General features: G+C 37.1%; 21 protein-coding genes. 15 read left to right on the top strand and 6 right to left on the bottom strand.

The genetic code is table 11. The features are described 5' to 3' along the window. Positions 1–217: 217 nt before the first annotated feature. Together M3225_RS21820 and M3225_RS21825 are read right to left on the bottom strand one after the other, a co-directional pair. The gene (locus M3225_RS21820) at positions 218–2848 is read right to left on the bottom strand and encodes a DEAD/DEAH box helicase (RefSeq protein ID WP_251397192.1); all 2631 of its coding nucleotides are present in this window, start codon (positions 2846–2848) and stop codon (positions 218–220) included. Continuing rightward, entirely contained in the window at positions 2841–4403 is a 1563-nt protein-coding gene (locus tag M3225_RS21825; RefSeq protein WP_251397195.1) for a replication initiation protein, read from the bottom strand. Before M3225_RS21825 ends, M3225_RS21820 begins: the two co-directional genes overlap by 8 nt. A gap of 240 nt (positions 4404–4643) precedes the next feature. On the opposite strand from M3225_RS21825, the gene galU reads away from it, so the two are divergent. The 3 genes from galU (at position 4644) to M3225_RS21840 (ending at position 7832) form a co-directional block, all read left to right on the top strand. Beyond that, the gene (gene galU / locus M3225_RS21830) at positions 4644–5528 is read left to right on the top strand and encodes a UTP--glucose-1-phosphate uridylyltransferase GalU (protein WP_251397198.1); all 885 of its coding nucleotides are present in this window, start codon (positions 4644–4646) and stop codon (positions 5526–5528) included. 246 nt (positions 5529–5774) lie between these two features. After that, positions 5775–7058, top strand: coding sequence for a nucleotide sugar dehydrogenase (locus tag M3225_RS21835; RefSeq protein WP_251397200.1), 1284 nt, complete (start codon positions 5775–5777; stop codon positions 7056–7058). A gap of 66 nt (positions 7059–7124) precedes the next feature. Continuing rightward, positions 7125–7832: a WecB/TagA/CpsF family glycosyltransferase gene (locus M3225_RS21840; RefSeq protein WP_251397203.1), complete on the top strand. Its 708-nt coding sequence runs from the start codon at positions 7125–7127 to the stop codon at positions 7830–7832. 36 nt (positions 7833–7868) lie between these two features. Here M3225_RS21840 and M3225_RS21845 read toward each other — a convergent pair whose 3' ends face one another. Both M3225_RS21845 and M3225_RS21850 read right to left on the bottom strand, forming a co-directional pair. Next, the gene (locus M3225_RS21845) at positions 7869–9398 is read right to left on the bottom strand and encodes a flotillin family protein (protein ID WP_251397206.1); all 1530 of its coding nucleotides are present in this window, start codon (positions 9396–9398) and stop codon (positions 7869–7871) included. A gap of 20 nt (positions 9399–9418) precedes the next feature. Beyond that, on the bottom strand, positions 9419–9952 hold the full coding sequence (locus tag M3225_RS21850; protein WP_251397209.1) for a hypothetical protein: 534 nt from the start codon (positions 9950–9952) through the stop codon (positions 9419–9421). 629 nt (positions 9953–10581) lie between these two features. Between M3225_RS21850 and M3225_RS21855 the strand changes: the two genes are divergently transcribed. Continuing rightward, entirely contained in the window at positions 10582–11634 is a 1053-nt protein-coding gene (locus M3225_RS21855; RefSeq protein ID WP_013059776.1) for a glycosyltransferase family 4 protein, read from the top strand. A 38-nt stretch (positions 11635–11672) separates the two neighbouring features. Here M3225_RS21855 and M3225_RS21860 read toward each other — a convergent pair whose 3' ends face one another. Next, positions 11673–12671: an LCP family protein gene (locus M3225_RS21860; protein ID WP_251397212.1), complete on the bottom strand. Its 999-nt coding sequence runs from the start codon at positions 12669–12671 to the stop codon at positions 11673–11675. A gap of 195 nt (positions 12672–12866) precedes the next feature. Beyond that, on the bottom strand, positions 12867–13502 hold the full coding sequence (locus tag M3225_RS21865) for a YigZ family protein (protein WP_251397215.1): 636 nt from the start codon (positions 13500–13502) through the stop codon (positions 12867–12869). A gap of 436 nt (positions 13503–13938) precedes the next feature. On the opposite strand from M3225_RS21865, the gene M3225_RS21870 reads away from it, so the two are divergent. The 11 genes from M3225_RS21870 to flgK all read left to right on the top strand — a co-directional run bounded on the left by M3225_RS21870 (position 13939) and on the right by flgK (position 23403). Next, positions 13939–15087 carry a sensor histidine kinase gene (locus M3225_RS21870; RefSeq protein WP_013059773.1) on the top strand — a complete coding sequence of 383 codons (1149 nt, stop codon included), beginning with the start codon at positions 13939–13941 and terminating at the stop codon, positions 15085–15087. 77 nt (positions 15088–15164) lie between these two features. Continuing rightward, on the top strand, positions 15165–15848 hold the full coding sequence (locus tag M3225_RS21875; RefSeq protein WP_013059772.1) for a response regulator: 684 nt from the start codon (positions 15165–15167) through the stop codon (positions 15846–15848). 427 nt (positions 15849–16275) lie between these two features. Further along, positions 16276–16707, top strand: a complete 432-nt coding sequence (gene fliS / locus M3225_RS21880; protein WP_251397812.1) for a flagellar export chaperone FliS — start codon at positions 16276–16278, stop codon at positions 16705–16707. Between the two features lie 120 nt (positions 16708–16827). Beyond that, the gene (locus M3225_RS21885; protein ID WP_251397219.1) at positions 16828–17265 is read left to right on the top strand and encodes a YaaR family protein; all 438 of its coding nucleotides are present in this window, start codon (positions 16828–16830) and stop codon (positions 17263–17265) included. Positions 17266–17371: 106 nt separating this feature from the next. Continuing rightward, the gene (locus tag M3225_RS21890; protein WP_251397222.1) at positions 17372–18217 is read left to right on the top strand and encodes a DegV family protein; all 846 of its coding nucleotides are present in this window, start codon (positions 17372–17374) and stop codon (positions 18215–18217) included. A 97-nt stretch (positions 18218–18314) separates the two neighbouring features. Continuing rightward, positions 18315–19805 (top strand): DEAD/DEAH box helicase, encoded by a 1491-nt coding sequence (locus M3225_RS21895; protein ID WP_251397225.1) that lies wholly within the window; start codon positions 18315–18317, stop codon positions 19803–19805. A 191-nt stretch (positions 19806–19996) separates the two neighbouring features. Then, a complete protein-coding gene (locus M3225_RS21900) occupies positions 19997–20494 on the top strand; it encodes a ComF family protein (protein ID WP_251397228.1) in 498 nt (165 codons plus the stop codon). A gap of 61 nt (positions 20495–20555) precedes the next feature. Then, the gene (locus M3225_RS21905; protein WP_251397231.1) at positions 20556–20969 is read left to right on the top strand and encodes a TIGR03826 family flagellar region protein; all 414 of its coding nucleotides are present in this window, start codon (positions 20556–20558) and stop codon (positions 20967–20969) included. Positions 20970–21134: 165 nt separating this feature from the next. After that, entirely contained in the window at positions 21135–21389 is a 255-nt protein-coding gene (gene flgM, locus M3225_RS21910) for a flagellar biosynthesis anti-sigma factor FlgM (protein WP_251397234.1), read from the top strand. A 21-nt stretch (positions 21390–21410) separates the two neighbouring features. Beyond that, positions 21411–21872 carry a flagellar protein FlgN gene (locus M3225_RS21915; RefSeq protein WP_251397815.1) on the top strand — a complete coding sequence of 154 codons (462 nt, stop codon included), beginning with the start codon at positions 21411–21413 and terminating at the stop codon, positions 21870–21872. Positions 21873–21891: 19 nt separating this feature from the next. After that, entirely contained in the window at positions 21892–23403 is a 1512-nt protein-coding gene (gene flgK / locus M3225_RS21920) for a flagellar hook-associated protein FlgK (RefSeq protein WP_251397237.1), read from the top strand. Positions 23404–23410 lie beyond the last annotated feature (7 nt).

The following is a 23410-nucleotide window of genomic DNA, read 5'->3' on the forward strand; positions in this document are numbered from 1 at the left end:
AAATATGCTGGAATTTAAAGAGAAAGTAAAGGGTCTTTTTCGTTATAAAAATACCTTTTTATTCAAAAAACGATATTTATTGCGTTTTTTTGTATCTTTATCAGTGGCTACAGAATGATTTGAACTTATTTTTTTGTGTCGAATGATCTAATAAAAAAAGAGGACAAGTAAAAAAGTCCTCTTTTTAGTAAAGGTGTAACACATTTTATAATTTTTCTTATTCATTTCTGTAAGCAAGAAGCTCTTGTAGTTCTTTATTAGAAAGTTCTGTTACCCATTGATCTCCTTGGATGAGTTCATTGTTTAGATGTTGTTTTTGATTGATAACTTCATCAATTTTTTCTTCAATTGTTCCTCTTGTAATAAACTTATGAACATGAACAAATTTATTCTGCCCAATTCGATGGGCGCGATCGGTTGCTTGGTTTTCAACAGCGGGGTTCCACCATCGGTCAAAATGAATAACGTGATTTGCAGCTGTTAAATTCAATCCAGTTCCACCTGCGCGAAGAGAGAGAATAAAGATGGCTTTTTTCCTTGCTTGAAATTGAGCAACCATTTCATCTCTTTGTTCTTTTGACAAACTTCCGTGAAGGAATAAAACCGGCTCGTTGATTTCTTTTTCTAAGGTTCTTTGTAGCATGAGTCCTGTTTCAATATACTGAGTGAAGATTAAACAGCTTTCTTGCTGTGTGCAAATGCTCTCTACGAGTTCAATAATTTTTTCACTTTTATGAGATCGCCGTACCGTTTGTTTAGCTGCACTTTCCTTTAAGTACAGAGCTGGATGATTGCATAATAATTTTAGCTTATTTAGTGTTTGCAAAATCAGGCCTTTTCGTTCAAATCCCGTTTTTTCCTCTGTTTCTTGAAGCATTTCTTGAACTAGCTCCTGGTAAAGTGAAGCCTGTTCCGCTGTCAGCGGGATATATTCTTTTTGTTCTTGTTTATCAGGCAGTGAGCGGGCGATGTTTTTATCTTGTTTTGTTCTTCTCAATAAGAAAGGCTGAATGAGTGCTTTAAGCTCAACAGTTCGTTCAGGTTTCTCGCCTTTTTCAATGCCAGCTACAAATCGGTTTTTAAATGAATTGATTGTTCCTAAGTAACCAGGATTGATGAATTCAAATAATGACCATAGTTCCAGCAGACGGTTTTCAATTGGGGTTCCAGTTAGCGCAATTTTGTGTCTTCCTTGCAGCTGTCGGATGGCTCTCGCCTGTTTAGTCTGCGAGTTTTTAACATGTTGCGCTTCGTCTAAGGAAATGCTGTTCCACATAAATCCTTTCAACAATTCGACATCCAAAAGGGCAACTTGATACGTCGTAATCACAACGTCGGTGCTTTCACATATCTTCTCAAATGCGTCTCCGCTGGCTCTTTTTGTTCCGTAATGAACATGAACACGAAGAGAAGGGGCGAACTTCTGGAATTCTTTTTCCCAGTTTCCGATTAAAGAAGTTGGACAGATGATAAGAGAAGGAAAGCTATGTGACTGATGGATGTTTGTTAAATAACTAATTAATTGAATGGTTTTACCCAGCCCCATATCATCTGCTAGACATCCTCCTAAGTTAAACTTTCTCAGAAACATGAGCCAATTTAAACCTTGCTGCTGATAAGGTCTTAATGTACCTTTAAATGCAGAAGGAGGCAGCACTTTCGGCAGCCGTTCTAAATTCGTTAGGGATGTAATAAATGATTGAAAGGAAGCGGGGAGTTGGAACTCAACTCTTACCTCTTCTTCTTCAGTTTTACTGTCTGCCATGTAGGTTAGCTTCGTTTTTAAAATTTCATGAATAGAGACACCTTTTTTACTAGCTTCTTTAACAATTTTCTGCGCTTGTTTAATTAATCTAGAATCCAATCGAATCCACTGTCCATTAATAGATAATAATCGGCGTTTTTGTTCGACCAATTTCCGAAACTCTTCTTCTGAGAAGGTTTGATCGCCAATAGAAAATGACCAGCGGAAGCTGCTGATAGCTTGTTTACCAAATAATGTAGATGAAGTACTTTCGATGGCGCCAGATACTTTTATAGTGGCTTTTTTTAATGATTCCCACCAGCTTGGCAAATGGATAGAGACACCTTGTTTAATTAATGCTGCACTATCTTGAGTTAGAAATTCCCATACTTCCTCATCTGTTAGAACAGACTGGATAAACGCTCCTTTTTGGTATAAAGTAGGAGCCAATGCTTTCCATCGTTCGTGTTCGTAAGCGATATATGATTCGTAGTGATTCCACTCTTTAGGAAGTGTTCTTCCCAGTGTAAAAGGTTCTATGGCTTCATCATGGGGAATCACGAATGTTTCAGCCGTCCATACATCTCCATCGGTCGTTGGCTCTACAATACGCAGCGAAAGATCAAAGGGAGGATTATAGCTCTCGCCTTCTATGCTTATTAAAAAGTCTTTTCCTTCTTTTTTTAATAAGCTATCTTTAATTTGTGCTCTCCACTCCTGTTCAGCAGCCTGTGAAAGCGATCCAGTCATTTGCTTTTTAAAAGGAAGAGAATGAAATTTCCCTTGGATAATCCCTTTTGTCATATCGACTGCAATTTGCTGATAAGCTTCTGCTGGAGCGGATAAAGTGGGTTTCAACACATGCTGTTGAATAGGTGATTGTATGAAAGTGAACATTTGCCATGCAGAAAGAAGAATTCCTTTTTTTCCGTTAATCTCAACCTGTGTAACTTCGCTTCCGTAATAGGTCTGTTCATGCCATAGAAACAACGCATCTTTCCATGTATCAGGGAGCAAAATTTGGCCGCTAGGCGATACACAGTAGAGAAAAAAGTCATCGTGTACAGGTTCCACTTCAAGTGTTAAATGAAACAAATCAAACATTCAGTAAATCTCCTTTTTCTAATAGTTGTTGAAATGCGCGCTGTTTCTTCGTTTTTATCGTTAATTCTTCTATATAATGTTCCCACAGTAGAGACCGATTCATTTGTAGATAAAGTCTCTTCAATTCTTGTAGGTAGATATAGGCTTCTTGATAACTGCTTTTCTTTTTTTCATAAATCAGCTTTGAAATCATTTGATGATAAAGAGGGATAACCAGCTTTTCATCTTTTTGTTTTAAGGCTTCTATCGTTTGCTCGTCATATTTGATGCTGTCATATTGAAGAAGCACCTGTAATTCAACCCACTCTTTCAATTGGTCAGAAGCATATAAAAAATCACTATATTCAATAAAACTATAGGGAAGTAACGTTTGCAATGATTCAGTATACAAAGTTTGCTCGTTCGTTAAGTCTTTATAGTGCTGAAATAAATTTACAATCATGGAGACCATGTTTCGGCTTCCTTGATAAGTAGTCGGAACGGTGCGGACGTAATCTCCTATATAGGCCATTATATAAGATCCCCACTGAGCAAAGCGGTCAGTTTCTTTTTCGTGCAATAAATCATTTAACCAAGGGATAAGATAGGGAATCATTTGTAATGTTTCATCGCTCAAATATTCTTTTGCTTCTCTATCTTTTTCTTGAAGGAATAAAAGATAGGAAAGAGCTGTATTATTTATAAAAGAACCATGCTTGGCTTTTAATTCGCGTTCCTCATTTTTCCGCCATCTTTCTAACGTGAAGACTTTTTGCCAAATAACGCGATAAATCTCAATACGTTCATATTGTAAAGGCATATCTTTATGCAATAATTCTCGGATGTATGGAATACTGTCCTCTATAATCGATAATACATCCCCATCGTATTTCGTTTTCTTTAATGAATCAGCGGTAGCATAAATTTCATTTGTTATTTTGTATACGTGGCTATATACGAAAGATTCTTCGATGTTGGTAGAAAGCTGCTGAGTCTGTAATTGAGCTGATAATTTATAGAATGTATGAACCGCTCCATACATACAAAATAAAGCATAAAATAATGGATGCTCAGGAGCCTTTTTCACTAAAGCACGGTAATAGTATTGGTAATATTCATGATAAATGGAACGGTCGTTTTCATTTCGCCCCTGCATAAAAAGCGTATACTGCTCCTCAAAAGTTTGTCTCCACTCTTGAAAAGTTGCCTTCGGCTTTTTTAACACTTGTTTGGCAGATAGCATAGTCAAAGCTGTTTTGTCATGGTTTCGCCATTCTTTGAATAGGGGCGCAAGTGGTTCTATTAATGAATACATATAAAAAAACGCTGCAAAGCAGTGTTCACAAAATCCGTTATGCTGACAAGAACAGGTACTTTCAGGGAGCAGTTGCTTGTTTAGTTCAACATAAAACGAATCGATTTTAACGTTTAATATCTGTTCATCATTGTTCAAAATGAAGAATGAATGGGTGCGGTAAAGGTCTAGTCCTGATTGGGCATTTGCACGATAGCGTGCATCACTGTACGGGAAATGATGTATAAATTGATGCTGTAAGTGCTCTGAAAACGAACTCATAATTCCATTCCTTTCTATACATAAGTGGAGAATAAATTATATTTATAAGTGATTAATTTTCTTTTCATTATAAATGATAAAAATAGAATTATACAAAATCTTTTGTTATGATAAAGCAGAATCCAACATGACTCTTTACAAAAAGAAATAGATTCAACATAACTTTGTGTACATACTCAATCGAAGACTTACGATACTATAACCAATAAGCACGATTGACATTGACAGGAGGAAAAGTAAGTGAAAATTCGTAAAGCTATTATTCCAGCAGCTGGATTAGGGACACGCTTTTTGCCAGCTACAAAAGCACAGCCTAAAGAAATGCTGCCAATTGTAGATAAACCAACGATTCAATACATTGTGGAAGAAGCAGTAGCATCAGGTATTGAAGATATTTTAATTGTAAGCGGTCGCGGAAAACGAGCAATCGAGGACCATTTTGATAAATCATATGAGTTAGAAGAAACATTAGCGGCAAAGGAAAAGTGGGACATGCTTGAAGAAGTGCAGGGGATTTCGAATTTGGCTAATGTTCATTACGTTCGTCAAAAGGAGCCTAAAGGATTAGGGCATGCCATCCACTGTGCAAGAAGTTTTATCGGAGATGAACCTTTTGCTGTTATGCTAGGTGATGATGTGGTTCAATCAGAAACACCTTGTTTGAAACAGTTAATGGACGTATACGAAAAATATGAATGCGCTGTAGTTGGTGTACAGGAGGTGCCTAGGAAAGAAACCTCAAAATACGGAATTGTAGGTCCAAAAGGAGAGCCTCTTGAAAAAGGATTATTAGACGTAGAAACACTCGTTGAAAAACCTAATCCAGAAGATGCACCTTCAGGCTATGCAATTATGGGGCGCTATATTTTAACACCGGAAATTTTTGATATCTTAAGCAGAGAAGAGATTGGTGCAGGAGGAGAAATTCAATTAACAGATGCTATTTTACGTCTGAATGAATTTCAACGTGTTCTTGCTTATTATTTCGAAGGAAAGCGTTATGATGTTGGAGATAAATTTGGATTCATTAAAGCAACAATTGATTTAGCTCTGCAAAGAGAACCGCTACGAGAAGAGTTAGTGAGCTATTTTAGAGAAATTGTTGAAAAAGAAGGGCATATGTAAAAATATATTTACTAGGGGAACTATTGGGAATCATGGAGATTTTCAATAGTTCTTTTGGGTTAGAGCTAGCTGTACAAAAGATGGTTATATCGTTTATTGATGAATTCTCATAAAATGTTACATAATAATAAGTAAAAGAAATTATTTCATGTTTTTATATAAATGCTATCATGAGATGACATTTTTCGATATAATATCAGATAGGTTTTATTTATTAAGCATGTCATATAAAGGAGATTTTCTGCAATGACAAAGAAATTGTGTGTAGTTGGTTTGGGATATATTGGTTTACCGACAGCTGTTATGTTTGCCAATCACGGCTTATATGTACATGGTGTCGACGTAAATGAAAAAGCAGTAGAATTAATTAAAAATAAGCAACTTCATATAGAAGAAAACGGCTTACAAGAACGTTTAGAATCAGCAGTTGACAACGGCTACTTTACGGTAGGCACAACAGCTGAAGAGGCGGATATTTTTATTATTGCTGTACCATCACCAATTAATGAAGATAAAACGGCAAACTTGAACTATGTTCGAGAAGCGACAAAATCGATTGTTCCTTACGTTCGTAAAGGAAATTTAGTTATTTTAGAATCCACAGTTCCTCCCCGTACAGTAGAAGACGTTATGCTACCTGTGCTAAAAGAAACTGGTTTAGAATTAGGCAGTGAGTTATTTGTTTCTCACTCACCTGAACGCGTTATTCCAGGAAAAGTATTTGAGGAACTAGTAAATAATGACCGTATTGTCGGTGGTATTAACGAAGAGTCTAGTCGTTTGACTGTTGAGCTTTATAAAACATTTGTAAAAGGAAATATTCACGTAACGGATGCTACAACAGCTGAAATGGTGAAAGTAATCGAAAACACATATCGTGATGTGAACATTGCGTTTGCAAATGAGCTGGCAAAAATTAGTGAAAAGATTGGTGTAAATGCGTGGGAAGCGATTAAGTTAGCGAACTATCATCCGCGTGTAAACATCCACTTACCAGGTCCTGGTGTAGGCGGCCACTGTATTGCTGTTGACCCTTGGTTCTTAACGGAGCTTCAGCCAGAACTGGCAAAAATTATTTCTCTTTCTCGTCATACAAATGATTCAATGCCTGAATATACAGCATTGAAAACGAAAAGCCTACTAGATGAAAAGGGCATTCAACATGGACGTGTAGCTGTTTTAGGTTTAGCTTTTAAAGGAAATATTGACGATATGCGTGAAAGTCCATCAACAGATGTACTTCATCATTTAGAAAAGCTGGGCGTTGATTACACAGCATTTGATCCTCATATCAAAGAGAATAAAATTGAACGTCAGACGCAAAGTTTGGATGAAGCTGTTGCACATGCGGATGTGATTCTTATTTTAACAGATCATAATGAGTTCAAAGAGCTTCTTCCATCATCTGTTGAAAGTCATATGCGTACAAAGGTTATTTTTGATACGAAAAATTGCATTCAGCGTGATCAATGGAAAGCAGCAGGCTTTGACGTAGTGTTACTTGGTGATTCAAAAGTTTCTACTTTATAAAAAGACGGGCTGAACAGCCTGTCTTTCGTTTGTAAAAAACTAAAAAATCAACATACGGGTGATTTAATGAAGGAAAATATCTTAGGAATAGACGTTTGTAGCGACACGTACGATGAGCTAACGGTAAAGTTACTTCAGGATATAGATAAAGGCCGAAAATCATTTATTGTAGCAATCAACCCTGAAAAAATTATGAAAGCACAAGAAGACAGGGAATTAAAGTCACTATTAAACCAGGCGACTTATCAAATTCCAGATGGAATCGGTGTGATTTTAGCTTCAAAGCTCAAAAAGGGACGTATTCGTGAGCGTGTAACGGGTATTGATATGATGCTGAAGCTGTGTAAAGAAGCAACGAATAACGGTAAAAGAATTTTTTTATACGGAGCAAAGCCTGGAATTGCAGATGAAGCCAAAGCTAAGTTGGAAGAGATGTTTCCAGGGATTTTAATTGTTGGAACATTAAATGGCTATGAAAAAAATGAAGAAGTCATTGAACGTACGATTAATGATTCAGGAGCAGAAATTGTGTTTGTGGCTTTAGGTAGTCCAGCCCAAGAAAATTGGATTATTGCTCATAAAGAGAAACTCAATCCTTCTGTTTATCAAGGCGTAGGGGGCTCGTTCGATGTTATTTCAGGACGCTTGAACCGAGCACCTGCTGTTTTTCAAAAGTTTGGTTTAGAGTGGCTTTATCGACTGTTAAAAGAACCATGGAGATGGAAGCGTCAGTTAGAATTACCTAGGTTTCTTCTTCGAGTGTTAAGAGGTTAAAAAAGCATGCGGATATGATCCGCATGCTTTTTATTTTTAGATATCTTCTTTCTTGTTTTGTTGCTTGATTTCATCCGTTAGTTCGTGTAAGCTTTGTCGCACATTTCCTTTCCCAGAAAAGTTCTCAATCAATTCCTTCACATCTATACCTGAGGATGCTTTCAGCGATTCTTGAAGAGAGGACATTAAGTTTGTTGCATAGCCAGTCACTTTATTAGCTCCGCTGTTTTCACCGTTGCTCCCTGTATCCACAACCGTAATTTTGTCGATATTTGCTAAAGGACTTGCAACTTGTTTTGCATATTCAGGAAGCATCTTGATAATCATATCTAAAATAGCCGCTTGACCGAACTGCTCGAATGCTTCAGCTACTTTTTGTTTAGCCTCTGCTTCAGCTAAACCTTTTAAGCGGATAATCTCAGCTTCAGATTCACCTTGGGCACGCTGAGCTTCAGCTTTTGCTAAACCATCAATTCGAACGCGCTCAGCTTCAGCCTTAGCCATTGCTTCAATTCGATATTTGTTGGCGTCTGCTTCAGCAAGCTGTTTTGCTTTTTCTGCTTCAGCGGATTGTTCTACAGAGTAACGATCTGCATCTGCTTTCTTTTTCACTTCAGAATCGTATTGACGCTCACGACGAAGAATTTCTTTTTCTTCTAATTCAATTTGTTTCTGACGTTCAATAATGCGGATTTGCATTTCTTGTTCTGTTACATCTTGTTTTGCACGAGCAGTTTCTAAATCATATGCTTGGTCTGCACGAGCTTTGGCAATATCTTGCTCGCGACGATACTCAGCAGTTTTTAACTGATTCATTTTTTCAGCTTCTGCGATTTCTGTATTTCGCTCAAGCTCCGCTTTTTGAGCATCTTTATGGGCCTCGGCACGCTTGATTCTTGTTTCTTTTTCAGCTTCAGCTGTCGCAATATCAGCATCTCGCTTAACTTGAGCAATACGCGGTTTCCCTAGAGAATCTAAATAGCCGTTCTTATCTCGAACGTCTTTAATTGTAAACGATACAATAATTAAACCCATTTTAGCTAAATCTTGTGAAGCTACGCGCTGTACTTCTTGAGAGAATTTTTCACGGTTTTTATAAATTTCTTCTACCGTCATAGAACCAAGAATCGAGCGAAGGTGACCTTCTAAGACTTCTCTAGCTTCGGTTTCACGATCTTCTTTTGCTTTGCCTAAAAACTGCTCAGCGGCTGTTGCAATTTCTGAAATAGAACCTCCAATTTTGATAATTGATACACCATCAGCCATAACAGGAACACCTTGTTCTGTATATACTTCAGGTGTAGATACTTCTAGTTTGCTTGACAGCAAGCTCAGAGGCTCAGCCTGCTGAAAAACTGGCAGCACAAACGTACCGCCGCCGCGAACAATTTTAATGCGGTTTCCGGATTCATCCACGTGCACGTTTTTATTTCCCAGATAGCTTCCTGTTACAATTAACGCTTCATCTGGACCTGCTGTACGGTATTTTGTGATAAATACGGCAATTAGCGCAATTAATAAAAAAACAACAATTCCAACGACAACTAATATAGGTGTTGAAAACATAAAATTCCCCCTAATACTATTTATAATGAGTGATTGGTCATAACTTCTTCATAAATCACAACGAGTGCGTTGCCCCTTTGTATATCTACAACAAGTACTTTGCTTCCTAAAGGTATAGCAGTGTTTTTAAAGCTGACAGCAGGTTTGGAGATGGTGCCGCTAACCCCTTCGATAAATACTTCTCCATAACCATCTGCAGGGATGGAAGTAATAATGGTGCCAAGTCTTCCCTTTAACGAATCTTCAGTAAAAGCAAGAGATTCTTCAGCCGATGATAAAGGAATCAATACGAAAACGTTGAGCAAAATAACGAGGAGAAGGGCAATGATAGCAGAAATCGAAATAATCCAATAATTTTGCAATGACGTATAGGTGAACAAATATCCACTGGCACTAAAGAATGTCAAAAAAGAAAAAAGAAGAGTGGGGTTAAAAAAAGGTATCGCTTCAGATAATCCATCTAACAAATCGTTAAATAAAATGTATAAGAAGGTTAGACTTCCGCAGATAATTAATCCATACAAATACACTGTTTGAACAGATAGGCCGAACATAGTTCATCCAACACCCCCTTTATGTAAGATGATTGATGCTGTTTCTACTATGTATTACGAACCGTATCAAAAAAAGTTTCATTTTTTTGATAAAATTCCTTTTTTTGTTTAATTTTATCTGTATCCATTTCACTATATTTTAACTTTTAAATGATATAAGATAAGGACAACGATTCAGTGGATGTTGTTTGAAGTATTGGACATGCATAGGACCAAAGTTTGTTCATATAATGAGTGGGGCCATGTAGAATAAAAATACAGGTTTAAATATGTTTAATAAAAAGGAAAAAGAGTTAAAGATGACGAATAAATTAAACGAAAAGGGGGGAGTTCGCTTATATTTTAATAAAGTATAGTAAAGAAAATGTTCTACATAAAGTAACCACATAAAAATAAAGTAAATCAGCTGTTTATACACCAGAAAATACAGTTTTTTTCTATTGATAGTTTGTAAATGTGCTAATTTTTGAGAATAAATTTCTATTTAAGTAGTAGAATCATTGTGATATAATCCATTTTGGGAATAAGTAAGTAATTATTGTCATACGCAATTTGAAATACTATCCAATTATATAAAGTTGGATACATTTTTTATGGTTTTGGTTAACATAAACCTGAGGAGGGTCTCCATGCTATATTTGACCTTGTTTATTTGTTTTATTACATCTATTCTGATCACTCCGCTGGTTAAGAAGCTGGCGTTTAAAATAGGTGCAACGGATAAACCAAATCAACGAAAAGTTCATCAAAAAATTATGCCTCGCCTTGGAGGCTTGGCGATATTTTTTAGTTTTCTTATTGGATACCTCGTTTTACAGCCTGACAGTAAATATGCGCTGCCGATTTTAATCGGAAGCATCATTATCATCATTACCGGTGTTTTAGATGATATGATTGAGCTATCCGCTAAAATCAAATTAGGCGGTCAGCTAGTAGCGACATTAATTGTTGTTGTATACGGTGGAGTCCAAATTGACTTCATTAACTTGCCATTTGGCGGAAAATTAGAATTCGGAATGTTAAGTATTCCAATTACGGTATTATGGATTGTAGGAATTACCAATGCTATTAATTTAATTGATGGATTGGATGGATTAGCTGCCGGTGTTTCCTCTATTGTATTGATTACCATTTCGGGTATGGCTATTATGATGGGCAATGTGTTTGTGACAAGCATGGGTTTCATCGTATTGGGAAGTACGCTCGGATTTTTGTTTTACAACTTTCACCCCGCTAAGATTTTCATGGGCGATACAGGAGCACTATTTTTGGGCTATATGATTTCTGTATTGTCTCTGTTAGGATTTAAAAATGTAGCGGTTATTTCCTTCATTGTTCCGGTTATTATTTTAGGGGTACCAATTTCAGATACGTTCTTTGCTATTATTCGCCGAATCGTAAAAAATCAACCGCTATCGGCTCCTGATAAATCTCATTTGCATCATTGCTTGTTGCGCTTAGGGTACAGCCATAGACAAACAGTTTTAATTATTTATGGAATGAGTGCGATATTTGGTTTAGCGGCAGTTATCTTCTCAAAGGTACAAACAATGTGGGGTTCTTTTCTTGTACTAGCTATCCTCCTTGTAGCGATTGAAATTATCGTTGAAAAGATAGGGCTAGTTGATAAGACATATAGGCCAATTCTCAACATGGTTCGTGGGCTACGTTTAAAAAATTAATCAAAAAGACCTCTTGGATATCCAAGAGGTCTTTTTGATTATTCTGTTGTATCTGAAGTTGATTCAATGCCTAAATGCTTGCGGAGCTTTTCACTTACTTTTTCCACTGAATCATTGTCTAGTTTGAAGTAGTAAACGCCGTTAATTTTTTCATCGCTACCGTCTAAGTTAATGGTTTCGATGTCTACTTTTTTCGAAGCATAATCGTAAAACGAAAGCATTTCACCGAACATTAAATTCGTTTTCATATTATCACCAACAGCTTCGATAAGATTCCCATATTTATTTAGTGATCCAATGGATGCAGCTTTTTTAATCATGGCTTCAATCAACTGCTGTTGTCTTTTTCCTCGCTCAATATCGTTGTCTTGTTTTCGTGTTCGAGCAACAGCTAATGCTTCTTCGCCATTTAAATGTTGTTTTCCTGGTTTTAAGACAATAGCATTATGACGATCTTTTGAGTCTTTTTCATTCATCGCATAAGGTACATCAAAATCGATTCCCCCAAGTGAGTCTACAATGTCTGTGAAAGCTTTAAAATTCACTTTAACATAGTAATCAACAGGAACATTAAACAGCTGTTCTACCGTTTCTACAGTTGCTTTTGGACCTCCGTACGCATGCGCATGCGTAATTTTATCTTTTTTGTTCACTTCAGGTATATAAACCCGCGAATCTCGAGGTATGCTTACAAGCTTTACGGTTTTATTTGTTTCGTTAAAGGTTGCCAAAATTAAAGCATCTGTACGGGCTGATTTTCCGAATTTCCTGGTTTCACTATCATCCACGCCCATAAATAAAATGGATATATCATCTTTTTTGGGATCGATTTTACGATCACGCATAGGAGAATTATCGCGATCTCCGAGTCCTTCATAAGAATCAGAAGCTACTGTTTTAGCTTTAACAAATAAATAAGAGCCATAAGCGGTTGCAGAAAGCCCTAAAATAAGGATAGGTAACAGAAAAAATGTAAAAAGTCTTCGTTTTCTTTTCCGTTTGTTTACTCTTTTTTGAAAACGTCTATATTGAGCCATACGGTTTCTCCTTTTATTCGTATATTCGAACACTTATTGTGACACTTAGTATGTGTTATAAATTGGAATGTATGAATCAAACTCGTCAAAGCTATGCATTTGCACGAGGTTTTTACTCATTGACAAGTAGCGCAACCATCAGAATAGTTGCGCTATTTATCAATTGTACAATGTTTTTTAATAAGAGTAAATAATTCATTCTACATCCTCTTCTAAATAGGTCGTCTCACCTGCCCGAATATCTGTTTGTCCGTTTGTTAGCTCGGTCATCCATTCAGTAAATGCTTCTGTTTGAGCTTCCTCTACAAATGTTTCAATCTCTACCATATCTGCGTAATGAATTTCTTTTAATAGATAAACGGAACTTCGAAGCTCATTTTCTAATTTTCCAAGCCATGTATAGTTGACGTTTGTATGCATAACCGTCATGAGAGTTCTTTTGACTGTACCTAATTCATTTAACGCTTCTGAAACGGATTTCCCATACGCGCGCACCAAGCCACCTGCGCCCAATTTAATACCTCCGAAATAGCGCGTAACGACGACCACCGTATCTTTTAAGCCTCTCTTTTTGAGCACTTCTAACATTGGTACGCCTGCTGTTCCACTTGGTTCTCCATCATCGTTTGCTTTTTGAAATTGATCTCGTTCTCCAATTAGGTAAGCTGAACAGTTATGAGTAGCATTCCAGTGCTGTTTTTTAATGTCTTGAATAAATTGCTGAGCTTCTTCCTCAGTTGTTACACGTTTCATATGACAAATGAATCTAGATTTTTGAATAGTGATTTCATGTGAACCTTCTTGTTTTACGGTATAATATTGTGATAACAATCAAAAAATCCTCCTTAGCGTTATAAATAGAAGAAAAACGGGTATTTACGTACTTTTACTTGCTATTAGTATAAAATGTTTATGAAAAGACATCAATTAATCAAATTCAAAATCACTTAAACAAGCTATACAGAATATACGTTATAATAAAATAGTGTGCAGGCTTGTATAGCTAGATAATGAAATGGTTTAAACAGGCAGTTAGTCACTGTTGAAGAGTGAGCGTAAATGGTAATCTATTCAAATAACGCGAGTCAAACGTCGATTGATGTCGAGTTTGAGGGTACTAAAAACAACCGTTACTTTTTGGATATAAAAAGTCAGATAGGGAGAAAATATGGATCTTATCCTCACAATTCAGATAGGTCATACGAATACTATATAGCATGAACGTATAGGCATTTCTCCGAATGTGAGTATAGTTTGGGGTGAGTAAATGTCGAAACATAAATTAACAAGCAAGGCACTTGATGAAATTTTTGAGAAGATTATTGGCACAGTAGGAGATAGTAAAAATGAAGTCTATCGCCTTTCTGAAGATGCCAGACAAGAATATCAGCAAATTAAAGAAGAGTTAGAAGTGTTAAAAGGAAAAGTTCTTGAGACGATAGAGCAAGGCGATAAATTGGAAACTCAGGCAAGGTTGGCTCGAAAGCGTTTGTCTGATGTGAGCCGACATTTTCAAATTTATTCAGAGCCTGAAGTAAAAGACGCTTATGAAAAAGCACACGAATTACAAACCAAGCTGCTCATGAATCAGCAAAGCGAATATCAGCTGCGTAATCGTCGAGATGAACTAGAAAGACGCTTGCTTACATTGGAAGAAACGATTAAACGTGCAGATCATCTGGTAGGTCAAATTTCCGTTGTGTTAAATTATTTAACAAGTGATTTAAAACAAGTAGGGGAAATAGTAGAAGATGCTATTCAAAAAGAGTATTTTGGTTTTCGGATTATTGAAGCTCAGGAAGAGGAAAGGAAACGTTTATCAAGAGAGATTCATGACGGGCCAGCTCAAATGCTTGCAAATGTTATGATGAGATCGGAATTAATTGACCGAATTTACCGGGAACGTAGTGCAAAAGAAGCAATGGAAGAAATTCGAGATTTACGAAAAATGGTTCGTTCTGCCCTATACGAAGTGCGTCGGATTATATATGATTTAAGACCGATGGCACTTGACGACTTAGGTCTAATTCCGACGCTGCGTAAATATCTTGATACAATCGAAGATTATAACGAAGGCAAGCCTCGGATTACGTTTATTTCCATTGGACAAGAGAAGCGAACTGCTTCAAAATTAGAAGTAGCACTGTTTCGTCTAGTGCAAGAAGCTGTAACGAACGCATTAAAACATGCAGACGCGACAGAAATTCAAGTGAAGATAGAGTTCAACAATGAACACGCTATTTTGCTTGTCAAAGATGACGGCTGCGGTTTTAATCAAGAAGAGAAAAAAGAGAATTCGTTCGGCTTAATAGGAATGAAAGAGCGTGTTGATTTGTTAGATGGGACTATTTCCGTTCATTCGAAAATTAACCAAGGCACGCTTGTTATGATTAAAGTACCGATTATAGCCGCTTAAAAAGGCAGAGATATGTATATAAATAGGGGTCAATATAGAGTAAAACATTTGTTGTTCGATTTGGGGAGGAATCAAACATGCAGACAAGAATTATCATAATCGACGATCACCAATTATTCCGTGAAGGAGTAAAAAGAATTTTAGATTTCGAAAAAGATTTTGAAGTAGTTGCAGAAGGTGACGACGGTAGCGAAGTTATTGACCTTGTAGAAGAACATCAACCTGATGTTGTAATCATGGATATTAACATGCCGGCTGTAAATGGTGTAGAAGCTACGAAAAAGCTTGTAGAAGTAAATCCGGACGCTAAAGTTATTATCTTATCTATCCATGATGATGAGACGTATGTAACTCATGCCTTACAAACAGGTGCACGAGGCTATCTGCTAAAAGAAATGGATGCCGATGCGTTAATTGAGGCGGTGAAAGTAGTTGCAGAAGGTGGTTCATATTTACACCCGAAAGTAACGCATAGTTTAGTAAAAGAGTACCGCCGACTGGCAGCTCAAGGACAATCGTCTTCTTATCCGCACGAACCAATTGAAATTCGCCGTCCACTACATTTGTTGACGCGTCGTGAGTGCGAAGTGTTACAACTGTTAGCCGATGGTAAAAGTAACCGAGGAATCGGAGAAGCATTATATATTAGTGAAAAAACCGTTAAAAACCATGTGAGTAATATTTTGCAAAAAATGAATGTAAATGATCGTACTCAAGCTGTTGTTGTTGCAATCAAAAATGGCTGGGTAGAAGTAAGATAAGTTCAAAAGTCTGATATACCACTAGGTATATCAGACTTTTTTTTTCTTTTTATAACTTTTTTTGAAATTGTGGGTAAAAAGTCATGTTTAATGAGAGGGGAAAACAACCGATAAGTTAAGGGAAGAAAATACCTTTAATGATAGGAAGGCGAAGGATGATACCTTTGCGAATTCACTCGTCCTTCAACGTCGCTTAAGCATGAAGGAAATCTTAAGGATCCTACAACTTTCGACGAAAGCATCCATACCTCAAAACAATGTTCATCAATTTGATGCAAGCTCTTGTAAAGAAAGGTCTTCAATAAATTCAGATACATATGAGGTGCTAGAAGAATTTATTCGAACCTCAACTGGTTCCCTTTAAAACTTTAAGAGTTAGCTTTTAGTGAAACAAATAGAAAACTGATTTAAAGAAGACAAGAAGGTGATGAAGCTGAATTTTATAACGGAAGAATTAATCTATCAAAAATCTCCGCAAGAGCTAACAGCTATGCTGTATGAAAAATTTATTCATAATATTGATGAAGCTGTTATAGCAATTCAACACAACGATTATTTTACAGCGAATGAAAAAATTAAACAGTGCAACGATATTTTATATCGTCTAGGAATTGGCTTAACATATCAAGCAGGGATCATTGCAGAGCAGTTAGATACCCTTTATAACTATATGTATGAGAGATTAATTATGGCTAATTTAAAAAAAGATACGTTTATTTTATGTGAAGTTCAACAAATGATGAAGAAGCTTTCTAACGCTTGGAATGAAGTGTTAAAAGCGACGCCTAAAGTTATCTCTTCGCCCCGAAAAAACAAGCTGTCTTCTTATGAACAGCATATAAGTATCACTCTTAGCTAAAGGATAATCATCATATCCAAGCATCAAATGCCTATCGAAACCTTTCAGCTAATCAAGCTAGCACATATAAAAGTCTAGATTGAATGGAGTGTATACTAACAGAGAAAGGAGAGATACATAGTGGAGGTACAGCGAATTAAAGGTCTTTCTTCTTCCGTGAATACGATTAGAGAAAAAGAAATAACGGGTTCGGTTTCATTTACAGGAGTAATGGTAAAGAAACAAAAAGAACTGACCTATGAACATTTAACTCAAGTGATAAATAAAATTGAAGAACAAGGAAAGCAGTTAGTAAAAAGTCAAACTATTGATTCTTTGCGAAAATACAAGACGCTTGTGAAGCAGTTTATGAACGAAGTCGTTAAAAATGGTTTTGAACTGCATGAAGAAAGAGGATTTAATCATAGAGGAACGACTAAAGTATATAAGTTAGTGAAAGAAGTGGATACAAAACTAGTTGATTTGACAAATGATATCCTCCAAAAAGAAAAAGGCAGTTTGAATTTACTCAAGCGGGTTGGAGAAATTCAAGGTTTGTTAATTAATATGTATACGTAAGTAAGCTTTTACTAATAGGTAAACCTCTCGTTACATGCATTTTAATCCTAAATGTTGTAGAATAGAGTGAAATTATTTTATAAAACAAAGGATGGATCCCTATCTTATGAAAACAGCAATTATTACAGATAGTACCGCCTATATATCAGAGGAAATTCGATCAAACTATCATATACATATGGTACCGTTAAGCGTTATTTTTGGTGAAGAAACATATCGTGAAGAAGTGGATATGACTGCAGATCAATATTTTAAAAAAATTAAAGAAGCAAAAAATCTTCCAACCACTTCTCAGCCTGCTATTGGAGAATTTGTAGAGTTGTTTGAACAGTTAAAACGAGATCAATTCGATTCAGCTATCGTTATTACGTTATCTAGTGGAATTAGCGGAACGTATCAGGGTGCTTTGACGGCAGGTAGCATGGTAGAAGACTTTGACGTGCACGTATTTGATTCAGAAATCAGCTGTATGGTTCAAGGCTTTTATGCAATTGAAGGAGCCGAGATGGTCCGATTAAATAAACACCCTGAAGAAATCATTGCGCGTTTTGAAGAGATGAAACTATCAATGCGTGCGTATTTTATGGTAGATGATCTATCGCACTTACAGCGTGGAGGTCGCCTAAATGCTGCTCAGGCTATTATTGGCAGTCTTCTTCAAGTAAAGCCTGTGCTGCATTTTGAATCTAAAAAAATTGTTCCATTTGAAAAAATTCGTACGCGTAAGCGAGCATTAAAACGAATCACCGAGCTTCTTCATGAGGATGCAAAAGAAAACGTACCTATGAAAGCTGTAGTTATTCATGCTAATCGTGAGGATGAAGCAAAAGAAATTCAACGAGACTTAGAACAAGAATACCCTCATATTGAATGGAGCCTTTCTTATTTTGGTGCTGTCATTGGCACGCATTTAGGTGAAGGTGCCATCGGTATAGGCTGGTATAAAAAGTAATCGAAAACCAAATCATTTGATTTGGTTTTTTTGCAGGAAAAAACACCTTTCTTTGCGTATATAGATGTGTACGATAAACATAGAAAGGAATGAAGATATGCTTTTTACTGTTAAACAAGAATTGCTAGATCCGGTTCAAGTGCCTAGCCCCTATGCTTTTCCCCTCTCGCAAATCGATACGTGGAGAACTCCACCTTTAAATCCTTCATACCCGTACTCTCTAGATCTTCATCGCTCTTTAAGCGGAAAGCAGCTTCTACTCACTCAGACTCCCTATCCTTTACCTCTCATTCATGAGCATTATCTAAATGGATATGTTTCCTATCAAAAAGCACTTACCCAGAAAGAAAACGGATATAAATGCAACCGGTGTGGAAGTGATAGCCCCTTCTATTTCGCTTCATTTCCATGCAGTAGATGTCACCAGGAGTGCTACTATTGCCGAGCATGTATTGTAATGGGCAAAGTAAGTGAGTGCACACCCTTTATAAACTGGGAAGGACCAGCAAGCAATGTACCGCCAAAAAGCAGCGTGATGAATTGGAAAGGAACGCTGTCTAAGGCCCAAGAACGTGCTTCAAATGAACTCATTCAAGCTATAAAAAAGAATGAAGAGCTGTTAATTTGGGCTGTATGCGGAGCAGGAAAAACGGAAATTTTATTTAAAGGTATTGAATCAGCGTTGAACAGCGGAAAGAAAGTCTGTATTGCTACTCCAAGAACAGATGTGGTTATTGAGCTAAAGCCAAGAATTCAATCGGCATTTCCAGATATGTCTGTGCTGGCTATGTATGGAGGTAGCGAAGACCGTTTTCATGAATCCTCTCTTATTATTTCCACCACTCATCAACTTCTGCATTATTATCAAGCATTCGATGTGCTGATTATTGACGAAGTAGATGCATTCCCTTATTCAACAGAGCCGATGCTGCACTATGCTGTTGCAAAAGCAGCTAAACCTGTTGCATCAAAAATTTATTTAACAGCGACTCCAAGTGAATCATTAAAAAAAGACGTTGAGCAAGGAGAAAAACAAGTAGTTAAAATTCCAGCCCGCTATCACCGAGCGCTTATTCCTGTTCCTCGATTTGAATGGTGTGGCAATTGGAAGAAAAAAATGAAAACAAATACCCTGCCTGCTAATGTTGAGAAATGGCTGAAAAAAAGAATAGAAGAAGGAAAACAATGCTTTGTCTTCGTTCCGCAAATTAAGTGGATTGTCCCCATCACAGACATGATTCGAAAGCTGACCGAAAAGGTAGAAGGTGTTCATGCTGAAGATTCCCAGCGAAAAGAAAAAGTAATGAAGTTTAGAGAAGGGCAGCTAGTTATTTTAGTAACGACAACAATTTTAGAGCGAGGCGTAACGGTCCCCAACATAGATGTTGCAGTATTGGGAGCAGAAGAAGCGATTTTTACTGAAAGTGCTCTTGTTCAGATTTCAGGAAGAGTAGGGAGGAGTGCTCAATTTCCAACAGGAGACGTGGTCTTTTTTCATTATGGACAATCTCTGTCTATGCGAAAAGCAAAAGAACATATTGAATATATGAATGCTCTAGCTTATAAGGAAGGGCTGATTGATCGATGACAATATGTCTGATTTGTTTTGAACCTCTTGTCTCTTCTTTCGATTGGAGGTCATTGTTAAAACCTTCTTCAACGGACAGGATTTGTACTGTTTGCTTGCAAAGATGCCCCATCATTAGCAGTAGCATCTGCAGGGGGTGTGGCCGTTCTCTGGCAGACCTGGCTCCTTCTCATTATGAGCTAGACACATGTATGGACTGCCAGAAATGGAACGATGCTTCTTTTTTTAACCGTTCTCTTTATACATACAGTGATTTTATGCAAAGCATAATAGAACGTTTTAAGTTTCAAGGAGACTATGAAATTATCCAAGCATGCAAGGAGCAGTGGTATAAGTTCTATAAAAAAGAATGTAATCCAAAAGCTATATTAGTTCCTATACCTTTAACGGAAGAGAGATTATATGAAAGAGGGTTTAATCAATCTTTAGCACTAGCTAAGCTTCTCAGTGACAATATAGAAATGCCTCTTATTCGGTGTTCAGGAACAAAGCAATCAAAGAAAGATAGGCGAAGTCGGCTGACAGAAAAGCTAGAATTTAAAGTAGTCGATTCCTCAATGGTTACGAATCAAGAATTTCTCTTGATTGATGACATTTATACAACAGGAGCAACCGTGCGCCAAGCGGCAAAGTGTTTGCAGGAAGCTGGGGCACGTTCAGTTCATTCGCTCACTTTAATTCGTGCATGAAGATGTATAATTTAAAACTTTGACCGATAGTAAAATAAAAAACAAATGAGGAGTTTCGAATATGGGAACGTTAGATAATTGCAGTGAATGCGGTCATTTATTTGTAAAAAGTGGATCAATAAACATATGTAAGTCATGTTTTGACAAAGAAGAAGCTCTATTTCAACGTGTTTCATCATTCTTAAAGAAAAGAGTAAATCGTACAGCAACGACTGACGACGTGGTGAAGGAAACGGGCGTTTCAGAGTCGTTAATTCATCAATTTATTCGACAAGGTCGCTTAGTGCTAACTAACTTTCCAAATATAAGCTATCCATGCATGCAATGCAACGCTCAGATTCGAGAAGGGAAACTTTGCAATTCATGTTCTCAAGAAATTAAACATGGGTTAGAAAAGCATAATCGTGAGATGATTCGTTCAAATGAAGAGCCAACGCGTCCAACCTATCGTTTTCACGAAAGGAAGAAAGAATAAAAGTATGCTGAGACTGAGTGTTTACGAATTCTCTATCTATAGACCTATGTTTAAAGTGGACTGTGAAAATGGTCTCAACTTCCTTGGCGATGCTAAAGGTTTAGATGGAAATTCCGATATAATGAATAGAGATAACGGATACAAATATAAAGAGAGGTGAGAGAGATGAAGATTAACCCATCAAACTTATTTGGAATAAATCCGTACAAAAACCAATCAGAAAAAGCAGAACAGGTCTCTAAAAAAAATCCACAAGATCAGATTCATATTTCATCTGAAGCAAAAAAGCTTCAGGGAAATGAACCATCTCCAGAAAGACTTGAAAAATTGGAAAAACTAAAACAGCAAATTAACAGCGGAACATACGAAATTAACGGGAAAGAAATTGCTAAAAGTATTGTAGATTTCTATAAAAAATAAAAGGACTGACATTGATTGGACGTGCAAGAAATTCAAACGATACTAGAAAAACAAGTAACACTTCACAAAAGTTTGTCTGTCATTGTTAAAGGGAAGACGAATTTTATTATTAAACAAGATGTAAAGGCATTGACGGCTTCTTTGCAAAAAGAGCAATCTCATATAGCTGCTATTTCTGCACTTGAATCAAAACGTATAGCAGCAATGGAAAAAAGCGGACATACTGCTCGCTCCATCGAAGAAATAGCAGGTTCATTCCCTGAGTACTCTATCTTGATACCCTTTCAAAAACAGCTAATAGATATAATTCAAGATATAAAGTATGCAAATGACTTGAACAATCAGCTGCTCACACAGTCTTTGCAGCTGATTTATACCGAACTAGATCTTCTTGTTCCAGCGAAACGAGAGGATTCGTTCAATTACACAAAAACAAAGAATAGTTCGTTTCAGTCCAACTCTATTTTTAATTCGAAGGTATAAAGAACGGAGGAAAAGCAGAATGAGTTCAACGTTTCATGGTTTGCAGGTGGCTAAACGAGGAATGGATGCCCAACAAGCAGCTCTTTACACGATTGGCCATAACGTATCTAATGCAAATACGCCGGGCTATACGCGTCAGCGAGTAAGTTTAGAAACGTTCCCAGCTTATCCAGCCCCAGGGATGAATCAGGCTGGAACTGCGGGTCAAATAGGGATGGGAGTAGAAGCCAGCACGGTAGAGCGAATACGTGATACATTTTTAGATACCCAGTATCGAGATGAAACCATCAAAGTGGGGTATTGGGATGCACGCGCCGGTGCTCTTGAAAAAATGGAGGAAATTATGAATGAACCTACTGAAGATGGACTTTCAGCTGTTTTTAATCAATTTTTTGAGTCCATTCAAGATGTAGCTTCACACCCTTCAGAAGCAGGATCTAGGTCTGTTATGATTGAACGAGCTGAAGCAGTAGGCAATACTTTCTCTTATTTATCCACTTCTTTAAAAACGATTCAAGGTGATTTACAAAAAGAACGTGATGTAGCCGTAACACAAGTGAATTCTTTGCTAGAGCAAATGAATAATGTGAACCAACAAATTCAAAACGTAGAACCCAATGGCTATCTGCCTAACGATTTGTACGACGAAAGAGACAGGTTACTAGATGAACTTTCCAAATTTATACCAGTTTCTGTAGAATATACAAAAAGTGGTGAGAATGCTTCCGCACCGTCAGAAGGAGTCGTGACGGTTCAGCTTCAAACGTCTCGAGGCCCTATTACTCTTTTAGATGGGCAAAATCATCAAGTAAATGCTATCAGTCTTAAAACTAATCAAGATTCCTACGTGACGGAAATTCATATAGGTGGTCAGAGCCGGAATCCTGAATTATTTCCTCAAGGGAAACTTAAAGGGTTAATTGAAGCTTCTGGCTACATAGACAGTAGTGGGGATAAAACAGGTGTTTACGCTTCAATGATTGATCATTTAGATGAAATGGCGTATGAATTCGTAAACTGGTTTAATGATAAACACCAACAAGGTGTCACGTTAGAGGGTAATAAGGGTATTTCCTTTTTTAATGATGTTTCTCAAAAAGAAGGAGCAGCAACTGGAATTGTCATTGCCGATAAAATTAAACAAAACACGAACAATATTGCTGCCGCCTCTGGTGCTGCTGGAACTGACCGCCAAGGAGATGGACAAAATGCTCAGCTATTGTCTCAATTTCGTCAAAACGTGCTTATTAATTCGGGGAACCAAGATGTTTCCCTAGATGGTTTTTATCAATCTATTATTGGCCAAATGTCAGTAGATGCCCAACAAGCCAACCGCTTAAAAAGTAATTCAGAAACCCTTCAAGGAGCTGTAGAGCAAAGGCGCCAGTCTACAAGTGCAGTTTCATTAGACGAAGAAATGACCAATATGATTCAGTTTCAGCATGCGTATAACGCAAGTGCTCGTATGATAACTATGATTGATGAAATGCTTGATAAAATTGTAAACGGTCTTGGAACTGGAGGAAGGTAGGGGAAAA

The sequence above is a fragment of the Priestia aryabhattai genome (genome assembly GCF_023715685.1).
Lineage (GTDB): Bacteria > Bacillota > Bacilli > Bacillales > Bacillaceae_H > Priestia > Priestia aryabhattai_B.